This window comes from Streptomyces sp. 8N616 (genome assembly GCF_052246385.1).
GTDB lineage: Bacteria > Actinomycetota > Actinomycetes > Streptomycetales > Streptomycetaceae > Streptomyces.
In genome coordinates this window covers 298,345-314,489 of sequence record NZ_JBQQBY010000001.1, presented here as the reverse complement: position 1 = coordinate 314,489, position 16,145 = coordinate 298,345, and the positions used below count along the sequence as shown (strand labels likewise).

Annotated in this window: 9 protein-coding genes; all 9 read left to right on the top strand. The window is 73.9% G+C overall.

Annotated features, from left to right (window positions below; all coding sequences use genetic code 11):
- Positions 1-90 precede the first annotated feature (90 nt).
- Entirely contained in the window at positions 91-1,659 is a 1,569-nt protein-coding gene (locus ACTWQC_RS01370) for a cobyric acid synthase (RefSeq protein WP_443313585.1), read from the top strand.
- 29 nt (positions 1,660-1,688) lie between these two features.
- Positions 1,689-5,390: a cobaltochelatase subunit CobN gene (gene cobN, locus ACTWQC_RS01365; protein ID WP_443313584.1), complete on the top strand. Its 3,702-nt coding sequence runs from the start codon at positions 1,689-1,691 to the stop codon at positions 5,388-5,390.
- The gene (locus ACTWQC_RS01360; RefSeq protein WP_443313583.1) at positions 5,387-7,660 is read left to right on the top strand and encodes a putative cobaltochelatase; all 2,274 of its coding nucleotides are present in this window, start codon (positions 5,387-5,389) and stop codon (positions 7,658-7,660) included. The genes cobN and ACTWQC_RS01360 overlap by 4 nt, the downstream gene beginning before the upstream one ends.
- Positions 7,660-8,256: a cob(I)yrinic acid a,c-diamide adenosyltransferase gene (gene cobO / locus ACTWQC_RS01355; protein WP_443313582.1), complete on the top strand. Its 597-nt coding sequence runs from the start codon at positions 7,660-7,662 to the stop codon at positions 8,254-8,256. The genes ACTWQC_RS01360 and cobO overlap by 1 nt, the downstream gene beginning before the upstream one ends.
- Positions 8,253-9,956: a cobyrinate a,c-diamide synthase gene (locus ACTWQC_RS01350; RefSeq protein WP_443313655.1), complete on the top strand. Its 1,704-nt coding sequence runs from the start codon at positions 8,253-8,255 to the stop codon at positions 9,954-9,956. Before cobO ends, ACTWQC_RS01350 begins: the two co-directional genes overlap by 4 nt.
- Positions 9,920-10,672 (top strand): precorrin-2 C(20)-methyltransferase, encoded by a 753-nt coding sequence (cobI, locus tag ACTWQC_RS01345; RefSeq protein ID WP_443313581.1) that lies wholly within the window; start codon positions 9,920-9,922, stop codon positions 10,670-10,672. Before ACTWQC_RS01350 ends, cobI begins: the two co-directional genes overlap by 37 nt.
- 119 nt (positions 10,673-10,791) lie before the next feature.
- Positions 10,792-11,625 (top strand): precorrin-4 C(11)-methyltransferase, encoded by an 834-nt coding sequence (gene cobM / locus ACTWQC_RS01340; RefSeq protein ID WP_443313580.1) that lies wholly within the window; start codon positions 10,792-10,794, stop codon positions 11,623-11,625.
- Between the two features lie 824 nt (positions 11,626-12,449).
- Positions 12,450-13,667, top strand: coding sequence for a precorrin-6y C5,15-methyltransferase (decarboxylating) subunit CbiE (cbiE, locus tag ACTWQC_RS01335; protein ID WP_443313654.1), 1,218 nt, complete (start codon positions 12,450-12,452; stop codon positions 13,665-13,667).
- Positions 13,664-15,652, top strand: coding sequence for a precorrin-3B C(17)-methyltransferase (gene cobJ, locus ACTWQC_RS01330; protein ID WP_443313579.1), 1,989 nt, complete (start codon positions 13,664-13,666; stop codon positions 15,650-15,652). Before cbiE ends, cobJ begins: the two co-directional genes overlap by 4 nt.
- The last annotated feature ends 493 nt before the right edge of the window (positions 15,653-16,145 follow it).

The window sequence follows — 16,145 nt, the reverse complement described above, 5'->3', positions numbered from 1 at the left end:
GTTGCCGGGGAGCGGGGTCGTACGGCGGCTTGGGCTCGCGGGACGGCGCGGTCGGGACGCGCGCGTTCCCGGGGCCCGGAAGGAGCGGTCATGAATCGCAGGGGCGGCGGGCTGCTGGTCGCCGGGACCACATCCGACGCGGGCAAGAGCGTCGTCACAGCCGGCATCTGCCGCTGGCTGGCCCGCAAGGGCGTATCCGTCGCGCCCTTCAAGGCGCAGAACATGTCACTGAATTCGTTCGTGACACGCGAAGGCGCCGAAATCGGGCGGGCCCAGGCCATGCAGGCCGCGGCCGCCCGTATCGAGCCGACGGCCCTCATGAACCCCGTACTGCTCAAGCCCGGCAGCGACCGCAGCAGCCAGGTCGTCCTGCTCGGCAAGCCGGTGGGCGAGCTGAGCGCCAGCCGCTACCACGGAGGGCGGCAGGAGGAGCTGCTCGGCACCGTCGTGGCGTGCCTGGAGGAGCTGCGGGGCACGTATGACGCAGTGATCTGTGAAGGGGCCGGGAGCCCGGCCGAGATCAATCTGCGGCGCACCGACATCGTCAACATGGGGCTGGCGCGGGCCGCTCGGCTGCCGGTCGTGGTGGTCGGGGACATCGACCGGGGCGGCGTCTTCGCCTCCTTCTTCGGCACGACGGCGCTGCTCGGCCGCGAGGACCAGTCGCTCGTCGCCGGGTATCTGGTCAACAAGTTCCGCGGCGATGTCGCCCTCCTGGAGCCGGGGTTGGAGATGCTGCGCGGGCTGACCGGGCGGCGGACCTTCGGTGTGCTGCCGTACGCGCACGGGCTCGGCATCGACGAGGAGGACGGCCTGCGCGTGTCGCTGCGGGGCGCGGTGCGCGAGTCGGTCGTCGCCCCGCCGCACGGCGAGGACGTGCTGCGGGTGGCGGTCGCCGCGGTCCCGCTGATGTCCAACTTCACCGACGTGGACGCGCTGGCCGCGGAACCGGGCGTGGTGGTGCGGTTCGTCGACCGCCCGGAGGAGCTGGCCGACGCGGATCTGGTCGTGCTGCCCGGCACCCGCGGCACCGTGCGCGCCCTGGAGTGGCTGCGCGAGCGCGGTATCGCCGCCGCCGTCGCCCGGCGTGCCGCCGAGGGCCGCCCGGTGCTCGGCGTCTGCGGAGGCTTCCAGATGCTGGGCGAGCGCATCGAGGACGACGTCGAGTCGCGGGCCGGGGCGGTCGACGGGCTCGGGCTCCTGCCCGTACGGGTTCGCTTCGCGCCGGAGAAGACCCTCGCGCGGCCGGTGGGCGAGGCGCTGGGCGAGCGCGTCGAGGGCTACGAGATCCACCACGGCGTGGCCGAGGTGACCGGCGGAGACGAGGCGTTCATCTCCGATGGCCGGGGCCGCGGTCTCGACGGCTGCAGGGTCGGGCCCGTCTGGGGCACGCACTGGCACGGCTCGCTGGAGAGCGACGGGTTCCGGCGCGCCTTTCTGCGGCGCGTCGCGAAGGACGCCGGGCGCCGCTTCGTACCCGCTCCTGATACGTCGTTCGGGGCGCTGCGCGAGGAGCAGCTGGACCGCCTGGGCGACCTGATCGAGGAACACGCCGATACGGACGCGCTGCTGCAGTTGATCGAGGACGGCGCGCCGTCCGGGCTGCCGTTCGTTCCGCCGGGGATGCCGGGTCACAGCGTTCCGCCGGGGGCGCCATGAAGGACAACGCACGAATCGAAGGGGCCACCGTGAGCACTGTGCTGCTGCTGTCCACCGCCGATACGGATCTGCTGGCGGCCCGCGCCTCCGGCGCCGCGTACCGGATCGGCAATCCCGCGCGCGTGGATGCCGAGGCCGATCTGCCGGGCCTGCTCGACGGCGCGGACATCGCCGTCGTACGGCTGCTGGGCGGCAAGCGGGCCTGGGAGGACGGGCTCGCGGCGCTGCGCGCGTCGGGCGTGCCGACCGTGCTGCTGGGCGGTGAATCCGTGCCGGACGCGGAGCTGATGGCCGAGTCGTCGGTCCCGGCCGGTGTCGTGGCCGAGGCGCTGCGCTACCTCGTGGAGGGCGGCCCGTCGAACCTCGCCGAGCTCGCGCGGTTCCTGTCCGACACCGTGCTGATGAGCGGCGAGGGCTTCGAACCGCCGCGGCAGATGCCGACGTTCGGCGTGCACACAGCAGGCGCACAAGGGGAGCGCGCGCGCGATGCCGCACGCCCCACGGTCGCGGTCCTCTTCTACCGGGCCCACCACCTGTCCGGGAACACCGCCTTCGTCGATGTGCTGTGCGATGCCATCGAGGCGAAGGGCGCCAACGCGCTTCCCGTGTACTGCGGTTCGCTCCGGGGCGCGGACCAGGGCCTCTACGAGCTGCTGGGCCGGGCGGACGCGATCGTGGCGACCGTGCTGGCGGCGGGAGGCACGCGAGCGAGCGACGCGTCGGCCGGGGGCGACGACGAGGCGTGGGATGTGGGCGCGCTGGCAGAGCTGGATGTGCCGGTGCTGCAGGGGCTGTGCCTGACCTCCTCGCGGGCCGCGTGGGAGGAGTCGGACGCCGCGCTGTCCCCGCTGGACGCGGCCATGCAGGTCGCGATCCCGGAGTTCGACGGGCGGCTGGTCACCGTGCCGTTCTCCTTCAAGGAGACGGGCGAGGACGACGTACCGGTGTACGTCGCCGACCCGGAGCGCGCGGCCCGCGTCGCCGGAATCGCCGTACGCCACGCGGCGCTGCGGCACAAGCCGAACGCGGAGAAGAAGCTCGCGGTCGTCTTCACCGCCTACCCGACGAAGCACTCGCGGGTCGGCAACGCCGTGGGCCTGGACACGCCCGCCTCGGCGGTACGGGTGCTCGACGCGCTCCGGAACGCCGGGTACGCGGTCGAGGGCCATCCCGACCAAGGCGACGAGTTGATTCATCGACTCATCGCCGCGGGCGGCCACGACGTCGAGTGGCTGACCGAGGAGCAGCTCGCCGCCGCCCCCGCGCGCGTGCCGCTGGCCGACTACCAGGAGTGGTTCGCGCAGCTGGAGCCCGAGCTGCGCGACAGCATGCTGGAGCACTGGGGAGAGCCGCCGGGCTCGCTCTACGTCGACGGCGACGAGATCGTTCTCGCCTCGCTCCAGTTCGGCAATGTCGTGGTGATGATCCAGCCGCCGCGCGGCTTCGGCGAGAACCCGATCGCGATCTACCACGACCCGGACATGCCGCCCTCGCACCACTACCTGGCGGCCTACCGCTGGCTGGAAAACACCTACCGGGCCGACGCCGTCGTCCACATGGGCAAGCACGGCACCATGGAGTGGCTGCCCGGCAAGGGCCTGGGCTTGTCCGCGTCCTGCGGCCCGGACGCCGTCCTGGGCGACCTGCCTCTGGTCTATCCGTTCATCGTCAACGACCCGGGCGAGGGCACCCAGGCCAAGCGCCGCGGCCACGCCACGGTCGTCGACCACCTCGTACCGCCGATGGCGCGCGCCGACACCTACGGCGACCTCGCCAAGCTGGAGCAGCTGCTCGACGAGTACGCGCTCGTGAGCGATCTCGACCCGGCCAAGGCGCCGGCCGTGCGGGCGCAGATCTGGACCCTGGTCAAGGCCGCGGAGCTGCACCACGACCTGCACGTCGACGAGCAGCCGGACGACGACGAGTTCGACGAGTTCGTCATGCACATCGACGGCTACCTGTGCGAGATCAAGGATGTGCAGATCCGCGACGGGCTGCACATCCTGGGCGGCGGGCCGGCCGGCGAGGCCCGCGTCAACCTCGTACTGGCCGTGCTGCGCGCCTCACAGGTGTGGGGCGGCAGGGCAGAGGCGCTGCCTGGCCTGCGGGCCGCGCTCGCCCGGCACTTCGGGCTGGTGGAGAAGGAGCTGCTGGCCGAGCCGGGCGCGGCGGTCAAGGTGCCGGTGGAGCTGACGGAGCTGGTCGACGGACCGTCCCGTACGGCCGCGGACGCGATCGACCTGCTGGAGCAGCTGTGCCGCCGCCTCGCGGAGGGCTTGGAGGCGCGCGGATGGGATGCCGCCGCGGCCCCCGGTCTGGTCTCCGAGGTCCTGGGCGGGCCTGCTGTGCTTTCTGGAGAGACGCCCCCAAGCCCCTCCTGCGCGGACGCCGTGGCCGTGCTGGAGTTCGCCTGCCGCGAGGTCGTGCCGCGGCTGGCCCGTACGACCGACGAGATCGGCAACGTCCTGCACGCCTTGGAGGGCGGCTACGTTCCGGCCGGGCCTTCGGGATCGCCGACGCGTGGTCTGGTCAACGTGCTGCCGACCGGCCGCAACTTCTACTCGGTCGATCCGAAGGCGATCCCCTCCCGGCTCTCCTGGGAGGTCGGCCAGTCGCTCGCGGACTCGCTGATCGCCCGCTACCTGGCCGACACGCGCGCGTACCCGAAGTCCGTGGGCCTCACGGTCTGGGGCACGTCGGCGATGCGTACGCAGGGCGACGACATTGCCGAGATCCTGGCGCTGCTCGGCTGCCGCCCGGTATGGGACGACGCCTCGCGAAGGGTGACCGGCTTCGAGATCGTGCCCCTGGAGGAGCTGGGCCGGCCGCGCGTGGATGTGACCGTCCGGATCTCCGGCTTCTTCCGCGACGCCTTCCCCCATGTGGTGGGGCTGATCGACGACGCGGTACGGGCGGTCGCCGAGCTGGACGAGCCCGCGGAGTCCAACTACGTACGCGCTCACGCCGACGATGACACCGCGCAGCACGGCGACCGGCGCCGGGCCACGGCCCGTATCTTCGGCTCGAAGCCGGGCGCGTACGGGGCCGGGCTGCTGCCGCTGATCGACGCGAGAAACTGGCGCTCGGACGCGGATCTGGCCGAGGTGTACGCGGTGTGGGGCGGCTACGCGTATGGGCGCGGTCTTGACGGGCGCCAGGCGCGGGGTGATATGGAGACCGCCTTCCGCCGCATCCAGGTGGCGGCGAAGAACGTCGACACGCGCGAGCACGACCTCGTCGACGCCGACGACTACTTCCAGTACCACGGCGGCATGGTCGCCATGGTCCGGCACCTGACGGGCGGCTCCCCCGAGGCGTACGTCGGCGACAGCGCGGTGCCGGACCAGGTGAAGACGCGGACGCTGGGCGAGGAGACGCACCGCGTCTTCCGGGCCCGGGTGGTCAACCCGCGCTGGATGGCGGCGATGCGGCGGCACGGCTACAAGGGCGCGTTCGAGATGGCCGCGACCGTGGATTACCTCTTCGGCTACGACGCGACGGCCGGCGTGGTGGACGACTGGATGTACGAGAAGTTGTCGGCGGAGTACGTCTTCGACCCGGAGAACCGGCAGTTCATGGAGAAGTCCAACCCCTGGGCGCTGCGCGGCATCACGGAGCGGCTGCTGGAGGCCGCGGACCGCGGCCTGTGGGCGGAACCGGACCCGGAGACGCTGGAGCGCCTCCGGGAGACCTACCTCGCGCTCGAAGGCGATCTGGAGGGCGACGCATGAGCACCACGACACCCACGACGGCCGGCTCCGGTGTCCCGAACTACCCGTTCACCGCGATCGTCGGGATGGACGACCTGCGGCTCGGGCTGCTGCTGAACGCGGTCTCCCCCGCGGTGGGCGGGGTGCTGGTGCGCGGCGAGAAGGGCACGGCGAAGTCGACGGCCGTACGCGCCCTGGCCGCACTGATGCCGCCGGTGGATGTCGTGCCGGGCTGCCGGTTCTCGTGCGATCCGGCGGCTCCGGACGCGGCGTGCCCGGACGGGCCGCACGAGGCGGGTCCCGGTGTCGCGCGGCCGGCCCGGATGGTCGAACTGCCGGTCGGCGCCTCCGAGGACCGGCTGGTCGGCGCGCTGGACATCGAGCGGGCACTGTCGGAGGGCAAGAAGGCCTTCGAGCCGGGCTTGCTGGCGGACGCGCACCGGGGCGTGCTGTACGTGGACGAGGTCAATCTGCTCCACGACCACCTGGTGGACCTGCTGTTGGACGCGGCCGCCATGGGCGCCTCATACGTCGAGCGCGAGGGCGTGTCGGTGCGGCACGCGGCCCGCTTCCTGCTGGTCGGGACGATGAACCCGGAAGAGGGCGAGCTGCGGCCGCAGCTGCTCGACCGGTTCGGCCTGACGGTGGAGGTGGCGGCCTCGCGCGAGCCGGACGCGCGCGTGGAGGTCGTACGGCGCCGGCTCGCGTACGACGAGGACCCGGCCGCCTTCGCCGCCCGCTGGGCGGGTGAGGAGCAGGCGCTGCGGGAGCGGATCGCGGCGGCGCGCGCGCTGCTGCCCGCCGTGCGGCTCGGGGACGGGGCGCTGCGGCAGATCGCGGCGGTGTGCGCGGCGTTCGAGGTGGACGGGATGCGCGCGGACATCGTGACGGCGCGGACGGCGACGGCGCTGGCCGCGTGGGCGGGGCGTACGGACGTGCTCGCGGAGGACGTGCGGCAGGCGGCGCTGCTGGCGCTGCCGCACCGGCGGCGGCGCAACCCCTTCGACGCGCCGGGTCTCGACGAGGACAAACTCGACGAGACGCTCGAGCAGTTCAGCGGCGGGGACGACTCGGATCCGGACCCGGACCGGGGGCCGGACGGGCCGGAGGGCGGGCCCGGCGGCGGGGGCGGACAGCCGCTGCCGGACCAGGACGCGGGTCCGCCATCCGGCGAGGACAGCCGGTCCGCCGAGCCGCCGGTCCCGGAGCCGCGCACGGACGCGGGCTCCGGCCACGACAGCGCGCGGGAGCGGCCACACGCGCGTGGCACGGGGGCCGACGCGGAGGGGTCCGACGACGGCGAGCCCGGCTCGGGCCAGGGCCGCGAGCAGGCGGCGGTCGGCGCGGCCGAGCCGTATCGGACGCGGATGCTCAGCGTGCCCGGGATGGGTGACGGCGCGGCGGGCCGACGCTCCCGGGCCCGTACGGAGCACGGGCGCACGACCGGTGCGCGCCGCCCCCAAGGTGCCCTGACCAAGCTGCACTTGGCGGCCACCGTGCAGGCGGCCGCCCCGCACCAGCACGCACGGGGCCGGTCGGGTCCGGGGCTCGTCGTACGGCGGGACGACCTGCGGCAAGCGGTGCGCGAGGGGCGGGAGGGCAATCTCGTGCTGTTCGTCGTGGACGCCTCGGGGTCGATGGCGGCGCGGCAGCGGATGAGCGCCGTCAAGGGCGCGGTGCTCTCACTGCTGCTGGACGCCTACCAGCGCCGCGACAAGGTCGGTCTGATCACCTTCCGGGGCAAGTCCGCCGACCTCGTCCTACCGCCGACCTCATCCGTGGATGCGGCGGCGGCCCGCCTGGAGTCGCTGCCGTCGGGCGGCCGGACCCCACTGGCCGCGGGCCTGTTGAAAGCGCACGAAGTACTGCGGATCGAGCAGCTCCGTGACCCCTCCCGGCGACCGTTGCTGATCGTGGTCACGGATGGCAGGGCAACTGCCGCGGGCGGAGGCAGCGCTCGCGGCACGGCATCGGGCGGCGCGGCTTCGGGCGACTCGGCTTCGGGCGACTCGGCTTCGGGCGGCGCGACTTCGGCCGGCGCACCGGCCAGCTCTGGGCAGCCAGGCGATCCCATCGCACTCGCGCGGCGCGCCGCCCGCCTCCTGGCCGCCGGGGGAACGGCGTCGGTGGTCGTGGACTGCGAGTCGGGGCCGGTGCGGCTGGGGCTCGCGGGTGCGCTGGCCCGGGATCTGGGCGGCACGGCCGTGACCTTGGACGAATTGCGCGCGGACAGCGTCGCGGCGCTGGTCCGCGATGTACGGGGAGCAACAGACGGACGGAGGGCCGCGTAATGCCGCAGGGGAAGCCGAGTGTGGTTCCGGACGACGGGCTGACGACACGTCAGCGCCGCAACCGGCCGCTGGTCATCGTGCACACCGGGATCGGCAAGGGGAAGTCGACGGCGGCGTTCGGGCTGGCGCTGCGGGCATGGAACCAAAGTTGGCCGGTCGGTGTATTCCAGTTTGTAAAGTCCGCGAAATGGCGGGTCGGCGAGGAGCGTGCGCTGCGCGTTCTCGGCGACTCGGGTGAGGGGGGGACCGTCTCATGGCACAAGATGGGCGAGGGCTGGTCGTGGGTCCAGCGCGACATCGAGTCGAGCGAGGAGGCCGCGAAGGAAGGCTGGGAGCAGGTCAAGCGCGACCTGGCCGCGGAGACATACCGGCTCTACGTACTGGACGAGTTCGCGTATCCGATGCACTGGGGCTGGGTCGACACCGACGAGGTGGTGTCGGTGCTGCGGGACCGCCCTGGCACGCAGCACGTGGTCATCACCGGGCGTAACGCTCCGGAGAAACTGGTCGAGGCCGCCGATCTGGTCACCGACATGTCCAAGGTCAAGCACCCGATGGACGCGGGGCAGAAGGGCCAGAAGGGCATCGAGTGGTGACTTCGCCCGGCTCTGCCGTCCCGCGGCTGGTGATCGCCGCACCGGCCTCCGGCAGCGGCAAGACCACCGTTGCCACGGGCCTGATGGCGGCCTTCGCGCAGCGCGGCCTCACCGTGTCACCGCACAAGGTGGGCCCGGACTACATCGACCCGGGCTATCACGCGCTGGCGACGGGGCGGCCGGGCCGCAACCTGGACGCGTACATGTGCGGTCCCGAGTTGATCGCACCGCTCTTCCTGCACGGTGCGACAGGGTCGGACCTCGCCGTCGTCGAGGGCGTGATGGGCCTGTACGACGGGGCTGCTGGTCAAGGGGAGCTGGCGTCGACCGCACATGTCGCCAAGCTCCTGCGTGCGCCGGTGGTTCTTGTCGTCGACGGCTCGTCGCAGTCGCGGTCGGTGGCGGCGCTGGTGCACGGCTTCGCCTCCTGGGACCCGGAGGTGCGCATCGGCGGGGTGATCCTCAACAAGGTCGGCTCCGAGCGGCACGAGACGATGCTCCGCGAGGCGCTGGACGGGGCGGGCGTGCCGGTGATGGGCGCCCTGCGCCGCGCGGAACAGGTCCGCGCGCCGTCGCGGCACCTGGGCTTGGTGCCGGTGGCCGAGCGCCACTCGGAGGCGGTCGAGTCGGTGACGGCACTGGCCGAGCGCATACGAGTGGCCTGCGACCTGGAAGCGCTTCTACGGCTGGCGCGCAGCGCCCCTGCGCTGACGGCATCCGCCTGGGACCCGACGGCCGAGGCCGCCTGCGGCGAGCCACTCCCCCGTCCCGCCCCTTCCCGGAACCGGGGCTCCGCCCAAGGCCCCATTCGGGCGGGGGCCGGTGGCCGGCTTGTGCCCACCCTCCCCCAGAGCTTCGAGTGGGTGGGGGCGCCCCCGGCGAAGCCAGGGGGAGTACCCCAAGCCCCGCGGAACGACTGCCCACAGCCCGGGGACCTGGGGCGAAGCCCCAGCTCCGGGAAGGGGCGCCCGCAGGTGGAGCTCGCTGTTGGACAGGAGCGGGAAGCGGCTCGCCGCAGGCGGCCCGTCGTGGCCGTCGCGGGCGGCCCGGCCTTCACCTTCTCGTATGCCGAGCATGCGGAGTTGCTGACCGCGGCCGGGGCCGACGTGCAGACCTTCGACCCGCTGCGGGACGAGGAACTCCCGCCCGACACCGCCGGATTGGTGATCGGCGGCGGCTTCCCGGAGGTCTACGCCCCGGAGCTCTCGGCGAACGAGCCCCTCCGCAAGGCCGTCGCCGCCCTGGCGGCATCCGGTGCGCCCGTGGCGGCGGAGTGCGCAGGGCTGCTGTATCTGGCCCGGTCTCTGGACGGCAAGCCGATGTGCGGCGTGCTGGACGCGGAGGCGCGGATGTCGGAGCGGTTGACGCTGGGCTACCGCGAGGCCGTTGCGGTCTCGGACAGCGCGCTGGCCCCGGCAGGAACCCGCCTGCGCGGCCACGAGTTCCACCGGACGGTGATCGAGCCGGGCGCGGGCGCGGCACCGGCGTGGGGCCTGCCCGGGCTCGACGGGGCCGAGGGGTGCGAGGAGCGAGCCGGGCGTGACCGTCGCTTCGGGCGGCGCGTCGAGGGATTCGTCCAGAAGGGGGTGCACGCCTCGTACGTCCACGTGCACTGGGCTGCTTCACCGGGCATGGCCCGGAGGTTCGTCGAAAGGTGTGGAGCATGCAGCAGCAGCGTCGTACAGATGCCTGCCGGTTGATCGGGGTCGGGGTCGGCCCCGGTGATCCGGAACTGGTGACCGTGAAGGGTGTGAACGCGCTACGGGACGCCGAAGCCGTCGTCGTACCGGTCATGGAGGACGGCGGCACGGGCCGCGCCGAGGCGACCGTGCTGCACTACGTCGACCCGGCCAAGGTCGTCCGCGTGGTCTTCGCGCTGAACGAGCGCAGCGACCGGGCCCGTCGCGAGGCCGCGTGGGACGCGGCGGGCGACCGGGTGGCCGAACTGCTGCGCGCGCACGGCACGGTGGGGTTCGCGACGATCGGCGACCCCAATGTGTACTCGACCTTCACCTATCTCGCGCAGACCGCAGGGGCGCTGATACCGGACCTGGTCGTCGAGACGGTGCCCGGCATCACGGCGATGCAGGACCTCGCCGCGCGCAGCGGCGCCGTGCTCACCGAGGGCACGGAGCCGCTGACACTCGTCCCGGTGACCGCGGGATCCGCCGTCCTCAAGGAGGCTCTGGAAGGGCCGGGCACGGTGGTGGCGTACAAGTTCGGGCGGCTGGCGGGCGAAGTCGCGGCGGCGCTGCAGGCGACCGGCCGTACGGACGGCGCGGTGTGGGGCTCGGCTCTCGGCCTGCCGGAGGAGTCGATCCGGCCGGCGGCGGAGCTGGAGTCCGGCCCGCTGCCGTATCTGTCCACGCTGATCGCGCCCGCGCGGCGCGACAGCGGACGCGGAGGAAAGCTGTGACCCCCGAGATCCCCACTGATACTCACGGCGACATGCCCGGTGACACTCCCGACGATCCCCACGCTGACATCCCTGGTGACACCCCTGGTCACACCCCCGCTGCCCGAAGGAGCCATCCCATGCCCGCCGAGACCACCGGCAAGGTCACGTTCGTCGGCGCGGGCCCCGGCGCAGCCGACCTCCTGACCTTCCGCGCAGCCCGCGCCATCGCCGAGGCGGACGTGGTCATCTGGGCGGCCAGCTTGGTGCAGGCGGAGGTTCTGGAGCACGCCCGCGAGGGAGCGGAGATCCTGGACTCCGCAGCGATGTCCCTGGAGGACGTCCTGGTCGTCTACGAGCGCGCGGTACGGGACGGCCTGCTGGTGGCGCGCATCCACTCCGGCGATCCCGCCCTGTGGGGCGGCACGCAGGAGCAGCTGGACCGGTGCGTCGAGCTCGGCCTCGACGTCGAGATCGTGCCGGGGGTCTCGGCGTTCTCGGCGGTGGCGGCCATAGCCCAGCGGGAGCTGACCGTTCCGGAGGTCGCCCAGTCGGTGATCCTCACCCGTCTCGGTGGCGGGAAGACACCGATGCCGCCCGGCGAGGAGGTGCGGGAGTTCGCTCGGCACGGCACGACGATGGCGGTCTTCCTGTCGGCAGCCCGCTCCGGGCAGCTCGCGGTGGAACTGCTGGAGGGCGGCTACCCGACCGAGACGCCCGTGGTCATCGCCTACCAGGCGACCTGGCCGGACGAACTGGTCCTGCGCTGCACCATCGGCACGCTGGAGGAGACCGTCAAGGCCCACAAGCTCTGGAAGCACACGCTGTTCCTGGTGGGGTCGGCGCTCTCCGCCTCCGGCACGCGCTCGCACCTCTACCACCCCGGGCACTTCCACGGTTTCCGCCGCGCGGACCCGGCCTCGCGCCGCGCCCTGCGCGCGGCGGCGCAGACGGCGGCACCGGTTGAGGGCTGAACCGCACTCCCCGCAGTCCCCAACTGCCCAGCACTGAACATCGACCACCCGCCACCGATCACCCACCACCCGCCACCGATCCCCCCGCCCCCCACTACCGCTCACCGCTCACCGCTCACCGCTCACCGACTCACCGACCGAGAGGAGGAGGTCTCCATGGCCACCGCCGCATCACCGTGCAGTGCGGCGCCGGGCGCCGCCGGGACCTCGGCGCGCGCCGGTTCGGCGCGGGCCGACTCCTCGGCGCACGGCCGTGCCCGGGTATCCGTTGCCCGGTACCGCGCGAGCACGAACCACCACCCCAAGCCCGCGAGAAGCGGCCCGGACAGCCACGCCGGACTTCGGGAACGGCTCGGGCTTCCTGCGGCACAGCGCGCGGCGGCCACACGAGCGCGACGGGGGCAGACCGCATGATCACGGTCATCGGCACGGGCACGGGCGCGCCCCTTTCGCCTGAATGCCGTGCAGCCCTCGAAACCGCCGAACTCGTGGTCGGTGCCCGCCGCCACCTCGAGGCGGCCGAACTGCCCCCGCAGGCCGCTCGCGTAGTCCTCGGCCCTCTGTCCCCGGCCCTCGACCTGATCGAGGAACACCTCGCGAAGACCCCGCCGCCAACCGGTCAGCTGGGCAAGCCGGTTGGCGACAGGAACCAAGCAGCGGCCGCGCGCGAACAGCAGCCCGCCGCGACCCGTGCCGAGGCCCGCCTCGCCTCGCAACTCCCGAAGACCACCGTGCAGGCACCCCTGTCAACCGGCCTCGAACCGAACCTTCGCCCTCACGCCGAGGGCCTCGAAGCCACCGGCTCCCCCGGGCGGGCCCGCGCCATCCCGGCCGAGTCCACGGGCGACGCCGCATCCCACACCGCATCCGACACTGCATCCGAAGACGCGGAGCAGCCGTCGGCGGCCGAGCACATGACGTCGCACACTGCAGCAGCGCACCACCACCCTGCCGCCGTCTCTGGCGGAGCGGCCGCGGCGGCGAGCGTCGTCGTTCTCGCGTCCGGGGACCCCGGGTTCTTCGGGATTGTGCGGGTGCTGGCCCAGCGGTTCGGGGCGGGGGCGCTGGATGTGCGGCCTGGCGCGCCGTCCGTGGCCGTCGCGTTCGCCCGTATCGGGCTGCCGTGGGACGACGCCGTCGTGGTCAGCGCGCACGGCCGCGACATCCGGACCGCCGTCAACGTGTGCCGTGCGCACGCCAAGACCGCTGTGCTGACCGGACCAGGGGCGGGCCCCGCCGAGCTCGGTGCCGCCCTGATGCGCGCGGGTGCGAGGCGGACACTCGTCGTCGCGTCCGCGCTCGGCTCACCCGGCGGCGAGAGCGTGGAGCGGCTCTCGCCCTCCGAGGCCGCCACCCGCGACTGGCCCGGCACGGTAAGCGTCGTGCTCTGCCTGGACGAGGACCGTGCGCTGTCCCCCGGCCTGCGGACCATTGCAGGGCCGTCGGGCAGCCCAGGCCAATGGGCGCTGCCCGAGGCGGAGTTCGAGCACCGGGACTCGCTCATCACGAAGTACGAGGTGCGGGCGCTCGCCCTGGCCCGGCTCGGGCCCCGCGCGGGCGACCTGGTGTGGGACGTCGGCGCCGGTTCCGGCTCCGTGGCCGTGGAGTGCGCCCGGCTGGGCGCGGCGGCGGTCGCCGTGGAGAAGACCGCCGACGGCGTGGCGCGTATCCGGGCGAACGCCGCGGCCCACGGCGTGGACGTCCAGGCCGTGCACGGCACCGCGCCGGATGCGCTGGATCAACTCCCGGAGCCCGACGCCGTGTTCATCGGCGGTGGGGGCGGCGAGCTGCCCACGATCGTCGCGGAGTGCGGGCGGCGGGCGCGGCGCAGCGTCGTCGTCACGCTCGCCGCGCTGGACCGGGTGCCCGCGGTGCGGGCGGCGCTGGCCGACGCCGGGCTCATACCGGACGGCGTACTCCTGCAGTCCTCCCGCCTCGCACCCCTGCCCGGTGGAGTGACCCGGCTCGCCGCGACCAACCCCGTCTTCGTGCTGTGGGGCATGCGCCCCACGGGCATCGCTGTCGAAGGAGCACCAACGTGATCGGCCTCATTTCTGCCACCGCGGCGGGCACCGCCGCGCGCGACCGGCTGGCGGCCGCCTGGCCGGACCGCACGCGGGTCTACGAAGGCCCGGTGCGGGAAGCCGTGGAGCGCGCCTTCGAGGAGTGCGAGCAGCTGGTGTGCTTCCTCGCTACCGGTGCGGTTGTACGACTGGTCGCTCCGCTGCTCGCCAACAAGGCCGTCGACCCGGGCGTGGTGTGTGTCGACGAGGCCCAGCAGCACGCGGTGGCCCTGCTGGGCGGGCACGGCGGGGGCGCGAACGCGCTGGCGCGCGCCGTCTCCGACGCGCTGCCGGGCTGCCGCCCGGTGGTGACGACGGCGACCGACGCGGCCGGTATCCCCGGCCTGGACACGCTGGGTTGGCCCGTCGAGGGCGCGGTCGCGGCCGTGACCCGCGCGATTCTCGACGGCGACCCGGTCGCCCTCCACGCCGACGCCCCGTGGCCGCTGCCCGCCCTGCCGCCCCATGTCCGCCCGGCGGCGACCGATCCTGCGCCGGGCCCCGGCTCGGGCACCCCGGGGGATGTGTCGCCCCCGCCCCAGGCGGAGCAGCCGACCCCCGTTGCCACAGTCGCCGGTCCAGGGTCCGATGCGCCCGGCGCAGCTGACGGACTCGCTGCGGACAGTGCCCCCGCCGTCGACACCACGGGTGCGGCCGACACAACCAGCGCGGCAGTTACCGCAGTAACCGCTGATACCACCGTCGTCGCCGGTACTGCCTCGGCCCGGGCGACCGGCGCGGCCCCTGCCTCCCGTACCGCCGACGCCACCAGCACCGCCGTCCTGTGGGTCACGGACCGCACCGTCCCGCTCGGGGAGCGGGCCGCCGTGCTGCGGCCGGCGTCGCTGGCCGTCGGGGTCGGGGCCAGCCGCGGCGTCGGGGCCGAGGAAGTGCTGGGGCTGATCCGGGAAGCGCTGACGGAGGCCGGGCTGTCGGCGCGGTCCGTCGCCGAGTTGGCGACCGCCGACGCGAAGGCGGACGAGGCCGGGCTCGTCGAGGCGGCGCAGCGGCTCGGCGTGCCACTGCGGACGTACGCGGCCGACGCGCTGTCCGCCGTCGACGTACCCAACCCTTCCGGCGCCCCGCTCGCCGCCATCGGCACGCCCAGCGTCGCCGAGGCCGCCGCGCTGCTGGCCGCGGGCCAAGGCGCCGAACTCCTCGTGCCCAAGCGGAAGTCCGCGCCGGAGAACCGCCCGGCCATGGCCACGGCGGCCGTGGCCCGCCGCCGCCCACGCGGCAGGCTCGCCGTCGTCGGTCTCGGTCCGGGGGCCCGGGATCTGCTCACGCCGCGGGCCCGCGAGGAGCTGCGCCGCGCCTCGACGGTCGTCGGCCTCGACCAGTACGTGGACCAGATCCGCGACCTGCTGCGTCCCGGCACCCGCGTCCTCGAGTCCGGGCTCGGCGCCGAGGAGGAGCGGGCGCGTACGGCGGTCGCCGAGGCGCGCGCCGGCCGCGCCGTCGCGCTGATCGGCAGCGGTGACGCGGGCGTGTACGCGATGGCCTCGCCCGCGCTCGCGGAGGCGTCCGACGACATCGACGTCGTCGGTGTGCCGGGCGTGACGGCGGCTCTCGCCGCGGCCGCGATCCTGGGCGCACCGCTGGGCCACGACCACGTGTCGATCAGCCTGTCCGACCTGCACACGCCGTGGGAGGTCATCGAGCGCCGGGTACGGGCCGCGGCCGAGTCCGACATCGTGGTGACGTTCTACAACCCGCGCAGCCGCGGCCGCGACTGGCAGCTGCCGAAGGCGCTCGGCATCCTGGCCGAGCACCGCGCGCCGGCGACGCCGGTCGGCATCGTGCGGAACGCGTCACGGGTGGACGAGAGCAGCCGCCTGACGACGCTCGCCGAACTGGACCCGGCGACCGTCGACATGATGACCGTCGTGGTCGTCGGCAACACCGCGGCCCGCGAGGTGGCGGGCCGCATGGTGACCCCACGCGGCTACCGGTGGCAGACGTGACGCCCGCCGACGGGCAGCGGCCAGGAGCACGACCTGCCCCAGGAAGAGGCGGCGGCGCCCCCCAGCAAGGCCGACGGCGCGCGAGGCCGTCAGCCACCGCGAGGCACCGTACAGCCGAGCCCAGCTCAGCACCGCTCAGGCAGCCCAGCCCGCCCAGCTCAGCACCCGCTCAGGCAGCCCAGCCCGCCCAGCTCAGCTCATCCCGCGCTCAGCCCAGCCCGCTCAACCCGCCCGCCCCGCTCAGCCCAGCCAGCGGCATTGCCCCTTCCCCGAGCCTTCAGTCGGTCACGGCGCGCTCCTGCCTCCTGGCGGCCTCCCCGCGCCTCCGGCGCGGTCTTCCACCCGTTGGCGCCTTTCAGGGGCGGGCGCGAGTGGAAAGGCCGGGGGGCGCAGAGCGCCGCGGCGGGGGCGGCGCTCCGCCGGGAGTCCGCGCTGCGTTCGCGGCGCACCCGCCCTCGCCGCACCCGCTCCCGCTCCCGCCGTCCCCTCCGGA

What these genes read in the sequence shown, in the direction of transcription:
- cobM (WP_443313580.1), top strand. Translation starts at nt 10,792, where the DNA reads ATGCCCGCCGAGACCACCGGCAAGGTCACGTTCGTCGGCGCGGGCCCC.
- ACTWQC_RS01370 (WP_443313585.1), top strand. Translation starts at nt 91, where the DNA reads ATGAATCGCAGGGGCGGCGGGCTGCTGGTCGCCGGGACCACATCCGAC.
- cobI (WP_443313581.1), top strand. Translation starts at nt 9,920, where the DNA reads ATGCAGCAGCAGCGTCGTACAGATGCCTGCCGGTTGATCGGGGTCGGG.
- cobO (WP_443313582.1), top strand. Translation starts at nt 7,660, where the DNA reads ATGCCGCAGGGGAAGCCGAGTGTGGTTCCGGACGACGGGCTGACGACA.
- ACTWQC_RS01360 (WP_443313583.1), top strand. Translation starts at nt 5,387, where the DNA reads ATGAGCACCACGACACCCACGACGGCCGGCTCCGGTGTCCCGAACTAC.